General features: G+C 51.2%; 7 protein-coding genes. 4 read left to right on the top strand and 3 right to left on the bottom strand.

The features are described from left to right. Positions 1-927: hypothetical protein (locus tag Q7J88_RS03175; RefSeq protein WP_303720704.1), on the top strand; the 927-nt coding region annotated here is incomplete at its 5' end. Between the two features lie 81 nt (positions 928-1,008). Here the strand turns inward: Q7J88_RS03175 and idi are convergent. Genes idi through Q7J88_RS03160 form a run of 3 tightly spaced genes read right to left on the bottom strand, consistent with a single transcriptional unit; the run spans position 1,009 to position 2,222 of the window. Beyond that, the gene (idi, locus tag Q7J88_RS03170; protein WP_303720703.1) at positions 1,009-1,533 is read right to left on the bottom strand and encodes an isopentenyl-diphosphate Delta-isomerase; all 525 of its coding nucleotides are present in this window, start codon (positions 1,531-1,533) and stop codon (positions 1,009-1,011) included. A 30-nt stretch (positions 1,534-1,563) separates the two neighbouring features. Next, positions 1,564-1,905, bottom strand: a complete 342-nt coding sequence (locus Q7J88_RS03165; RefSeq protein ID WP_303720702.1) for a hypothetical protein — start codon at positions 1,903-1,905, stop codon at positions 1,564-1,566. Then, the gene (locus tag Q7J88_RS03160) at positions 1,902-2,222 is read right to left on the bottom strand and encodes a UbiA family prenyltransferase (protein ID WP_303720701.1); all 321 of its coding nucleotides are present in this window, start codon (positions 2,220-2,222) and stop codon (positions 1,902-1,904) included. Before Q7J88_RS03160 ends, Q7J88_RS03165 begins: the two co-directional genes overlap by 4 nt. A gap of 623 nt (positions 2,223-2,845) precedes the next feature. On the opposite strand from Q7J88_RS03160, the gene Q7J88_RS03155 reads away from it, so the two are divergent. The 3 genes from Q7J88_RS03155 to Q7J88_RS03145 form a co-directional block, all read left to right on the top strand. Continuing rightward, entirely contained in the window at positions 2,846-3,811 is a 966-nt protein-coding gene (locus Q7J88_RS03155) for a MoxR family ATPase (protein WP_303720700.1), read from the top strand. Continuing rightward, on the top strand, positions 3,808-4,776 hold the full coding sequence (locus tag Q7J88_RS03150) for a DUF58 domain-containing protein (RefSeq protein WP_303720699.1): 969 nt from the start codon (positions 3,808-3,810) through the stop codon (positions 4,774-4,776). Before Q7J88_RS03155 ends, Q7J88_RS03150 begins: the two co-directional genes overlap by 4 nt. Then, on the top strand, positions 4,773-5,231 hold a 459-nt coding region (locus Q7J88_RS03145), incomplete at its 3' end, for a DUF4381 domain-containing protein (RefSeq protein WP_303720698.1). The genes Q7J88_RS03150 and Q7J88_RS03145, both read left to right, overlap by 4 nt.

Here is a 5,231-nt window from a genome sequence, read left to right as displayed (position 1 = left end):
TTCTGCCATACCGTCAGCCGAGTCGCACAGATGCACAACATGGGGCATGTGTCTGAACCGGGCGGCACAAAGATCGGCCCACGGAACGATGGTCGGTCCCTCTACCACAAAATCAAAAACACTAAGTTGCATACGAAGGCGGAATTCTGCGGTTCCTGTCACATGGTCATCAATCCGGCCAATGGAACCCACATCATCGACACATGGCAGGATTACCAGACAACCGAATACGCCCAACAGAGCATCACTTGTCAGAACTGCCACATGACCCCGACTCCGGGCATCCGCAAAGCACCAGGCCGCGCCTCCCTCATGGGCAAAACTCGCGACAACATAGCATTCCACGGATTTATCGGCGGCAGTTCCTACGCACAGCAGGTGCTGGGACATACCAAGCAGGCCGAGCTGTCAAAAGAGTTTCTCAAAGCCGCTGCAGAGCTGAGAATCTCGCATGATTTGAGTGATAAAAACACGCTGGCACTGAAGGTCGATGTTCACAATGTCGGTGCCGGGCATAAAATTCCGACCGGCACAACCTATATCCGCATCATGTGGCTGCAGGTTGAAGTTGTTGACGGCGACGGCAAACTCGTCTACAGCTCAGGGCAGGTTGATGAAAAGAATCATGTCGACCCGAATGCGGTCTTCTTCCGGGTTCTGTTCCGCGACGCTGATGGCAACCTAACCGGCAAGAGCTGGCGCGCACAGGGGATCGGCTACGATCGACGCATCCCTGCCAAAGGGATGGACAGTGAAACCTACCAGATTCCTCTTCCTGGAAAAGGAAAATACCAGGTCACAACGCGTTTGATGTATCGTTCCTTCACCCAGGAGACCATTGACGAAGTGTTTGAGCGAACCGGACTGAAACTACCACCGGTGGAAAGTGTCGAGATGGCAAAAGCGCAAACCTGGGTCATTCTTTAAAGATAATTTGCAACATAAAAAAAGAATGGCTGAACAACAATCACGTTCAGCCATTCTTTTTTGCAAATCTTGAATAAAAACTCAGTCTACGAACTTCACTAAATATGGCAGGATGATCGGCAGCCAGGGGGTAAACTGCTCTTTGTACCCTTCCAATTCCTTCTCTAATTTAGCCAGCTCAGTCCACTGACATTCGGTCACTTCTTCCAGGCAAGGATTTACCACCCCTTCATAGTGACCTACAAGCAAATGATTCAGTTCCCATTCAACCATCCCATTGTCCAAAGTCAGCCGGTACTCAACCGTTCCAATTTCGGTAAGTACTGTCGAAAATCCAAGTTCATGCTGAAGTCGCTTTTGAGCCCCTGTCACCAGATCCTCCGCAGGTTGTGGGTGGCTACAACAGCTGTTCGACCAAAACCCTGGACAATGGTATTTACAGCTGGCACGCTTCTGTAGCAGCAAGCGATTTGAAGAATCGAGGATAAAAATAGAAAACGCCCGATGCAACTTGCCTCTACCGAGATGTGCAACCAACTTGTTTTCTATTCCGAGCGGCCTGTCACTGGCGTCAACCAGTATGACCATGCCGTTACTATCTGGCATAAGTCGAACCTCCCACACAAATTAAACAACTCAATTGCTCAATGCCTTTAATCCCCCGCCACACACATACCTCTGTCCGCCCAAAGTCAACACGGCGCCAACAACTCCTTCCAGCAACCACCAAACGTTTGCCCCGAAAGCCATCATCAACCCATCAAGCAAAGAAATCCCGACAATCATGCGCGGGATAACCGGCACAGGGAATGGTTCACTGCGTTTATTTTCGTGGCGCGCCACCAGACTGAGAACGATCACATAAATGAACGGCAACACCCCTGCGGCGATAACCCAACCACTTAATGATCCAGCGACCGCCAGCCCCTCGACAACAAAAACCATCAGTCGACAGCCAGCCAAGACATGCACCATCAAGGCGTTGCTCTTATGCTTAAGGCCAAAAGGATAATCAGGCCGATCAGGAGCAGACTAGCAAACAGGGCATCTTGATACACGAAATACTGCAACAGCAAAGGCAACAATAACAAACCGACAATCAAAATCAAAGCGGCCTGTTTCGATACCCGACCGGCAGGAATCAGTCGTTCAGGCTTGCTCGCCTTGTCAATTTCAGCATCAACCAGATCGATAAGACACATTCCGACGGAGTTTAAAAAAGACATCACCAAGCCAAGCAACACAAAATAAAAAGCAGGAAAAGACACATTGCTCAACACTGCCGCCGCCAGCATACTGGTCCAAACCATCGACAGGTTACTGACCCGGCAGAGAGCAAGAGTGAGAAAAGCGGGATAGAAAATGACCGCGCGCGCATATCAGCCTCCATCAGAACACTAAAAAAAAAACAGGCCAACGCGTCTGCAGGCCAGAAGTAACAAAATCTACCTTGCCTCAGAGGAAAGTATACAAATATATGAATCTGAATCGATAACGAAACCCATCCATTTGACGACTGTGAAAGGTGTCAATTGGGGCAACGTCTATCTAGCGATGTAATAAAAATTCCTGACAATAGAATTTTGTTATTACTGCGTTTTTTTTGCAGCAATATAATTTTGTAAAAAAAATACGACACGTTGACAACTCCCACACTGACTAATCAAATAGGCAAAAACACTTGACGCTTTTTTTCAAATTTTTCTAGTATGTAAAGTTTATTATCCAGCGGAGGAGCGATATAGAAAGATGCTGTTAAACAGCGCCTGCTGGTGATGTCGCCCGGCAAACACATCGGCATTGCGACAAAATAGTTAACCTGCTCAACTAAATAAACGGCCTTAAGCGGAGTTTAAGATTCGCCAACTATCGTTTCCCATCGCAATGAAGACTTCTTCCTCTTTTCAATGAGAGCAAAATGACTACAGACCACCCGATCGTAAAGCTTAAATCCCATATACAAAATAAAATCATCGGCCAGCAAAGATTGGTTGAACGCCTGTTGATCGCCCTGCTAGCTGACGGTCACCTGTTGGTCGAAGGCGCGCCCGGACTCGCCAAAACCAGGGCGGTCAAAGTGCTCAGTGAAGGGATCGAAGCCGATTTCCACCGGATTCAATTCACTCCCGACCTATTGCCTGCCGATCTGACCGGAACCGATATCTTCCGTCCGCAGACCGGCGGCTTTGAGTTCCAACAGGGCCCGATGTTTCATAATCTGATCCTTGCTGACGAAATCAACCGGGCACCGGCAAAAGTTCAATCAGCCTTGCTCGAAGCGATGGCCGAGCGGCAGATCAGTATCGGCCGCACTACCTACAAGCTGCCACAACTGTTTCTTGTCATGGCGACCCAGAACCCGATCGAGCAGGATGGTACCTACCCGCTGCCGGAAGCGCAGCTCGATCGTTTTCTGATGCATGTCCGGATCGATTACCCTGAAGCCAGCGAGGAAACCGAAATTTTGCAACTGGCTCGCAAGGAAGCACGCAATATAGAGGTAACAAACCCTCCCCTCGAAAAGATCGCACAGGGAGAGCTGTTTGCCGCCCGCGATGAAATCCTTGCACTGCATTGCTCCGCAGAGCTTGAGGAATATCTTGTTCAGCTGATCGTGGCAACCCGCAACCCCACTGCGTATGGTAGCGATCTGGACGGCATCGTTCAGTACGGCGCCAGCCCCCGCGCAACCATTGCGCTGGATCGCTGTGCCCGCGCCAACGCCTGGCTGGCCGACCGTGACTATGTTTCTCCAGAAGATATTCAATCGATGGCTGCCGATGTCTTGCGTCACCGGGTTCTACTCACCTATGAGGCGGAGGTTGCCGGCATGACCGTCGACACTTTTGTTCAAGAGTTGATCAAACGCGTCGCAGTACCATGATCGATCGCATACTTCCTGTCAGATCTAAATCGTCAAAAGCTTCCCGCCAAACGGGTACGGAAAACGTTCGGGTAACCAGCAACGATCTTCTTTCCCTACACCGTTATGCGCGCCAGATCGGATTACAAACCCGGAAAATAGGCGCACAGCAAGCCGGGAATTACCTTTCCAAGTTCAAAGGTCGTGGCATGGAGTTCGCCGAGGTCCGCCCCTACCTGCCCGGCGATGATTTACGCAGCATCGATTGGCGGGTCACCGCACGAACCGGTCGAGCCCACACCAAGCTGTTCCGCGAGGAACGGGAAAAACCTGTCCTGATCTGGGTCGACTACCGGCGTTCGATGTTCTTTGCCACCCGCGGTTCCTTCAAGTCGGTCGTCGCGGCACGAGCGGCTGCGCTTATAGCTTGGAGTGCGATCGGTAGAGGGGACCGACTCGGTGGCTTGATCTTCAATGAACAACGACACCTTGAAATGCGCCCGATGCAGGGAAAATCAGCAGTCTTTCACTTCATACGGCAATTGGTCGAGCACCCGGCCTGGGACAACAAACCAAAACAGAATCAGACCCCACCTTATCGGTGGGATCTTTCAAAGCTACGCCATGGCACCCGCCCGGGCAGCAGCATCGTCTTGATCAGCGATTTTCGCAACCTAGCCCCGGATGCTGAGAAAAACATTGGCTACCTGGCCAAGCACAACGACATGACCCTGATTTTTATTCATGATCCGCTGGAATGCGAGTTGCCACCGGCTGGTCAGTATAAAATAAGTTCCGGCAGTCAGGAATTGCTTCTCGACACTGGCGACCGTCAACTCCGCCGGCAACATAGCGAGTCATTTCAAAGCCGTTTCCAGCAACTGACCAAACTCTGCCGCCAACACCGGATGACTCTGATCCCCAGCTCCACCGAAGACGACCTGATCAGCTGTCTAAGCTCTGGATTAAGGACACCGGCAGGATGAAAACGACCTCACCGCTTGCCGGCTTACATGACCTGCACCTCCCGGAACCGATCAGCTGCTGGCCCCCGGCCCCCGGCTGGTGGATGCTACTCGCCCTTTTACTACTACTGTTGATCGGACTTTTATTTATCATTCGACAGCGCAAGAAAACATTATTGAAACGGATGACGTTTGAAGAACTCAACAGACTTCGTGAAGAATATCGACAGACTGCGGATAGCCTGCAGACAATCAAGCAGCTCTCGATCCTGTTACGCAGATTCTGCATCAGCTATCAGCCTCGCTCCGAAGCCGCAGCGCTGACAGGAGAGAGCTGGCTACGACACCTGGACCGACTGGGAAGCTGCCAGGATTTCACCAGCGGTGTCGGACGCCCTCTGGCTTTCGGCCCCTACCAGCAACAACCGGCAGCCAATATGATCCCGTTGATCGACCTCTGCGAAAACTGGCTCAAG

Origin of the sequence: Malonomonas rubra (assembly GCF_003247215.1) — a bacterium.
In the GTDB taxonomy this organism is placed as follows: domain Bacteria; phylum Desulfobacterota; class Desulfuromonadia; order Desulfuromonadales; family Geopsychrobacteraceae; genus Malonomonas; species Malonomonas rubra_A.
The sequence above is the reverse complement of the archived record's forward strand: the minus strand, read 5'-3'. Positions and strand labels throughout refer to the sequence as shown.

Bases quoted from the DNA above. Each gene is read 5' to 3' on its own strand.
- idi (WP_303720703.1), bottom strand. From the start codon at position 1,533: ATGCCAGATAGTAACGGCATGGTCATACTGGTTGACGCCAGTGACAGG.
- Q7J88_RS03160 (WP_303720701.1), bottom strand. From the start codon at position 2,222: ATGCTGGCGGCGGCAGTGTTGAGCAATGTGTCTTTTCCTGCTTTTTAT.
- Q7J88_RS03155 (WP_303720700.1), top strand. From the start codon at position 2,846: ATGACTACAGACCACCCGATCGTAAAGCTTAAATCCCATATACAAAAT.
- Q7J88_RS03150 (WP_303720699.1), top strand. From the start codon at position 3,808: ATGATCGATCGCATACTTCCTGTCAGATCTAAATCGTCAAAAGCTTCC.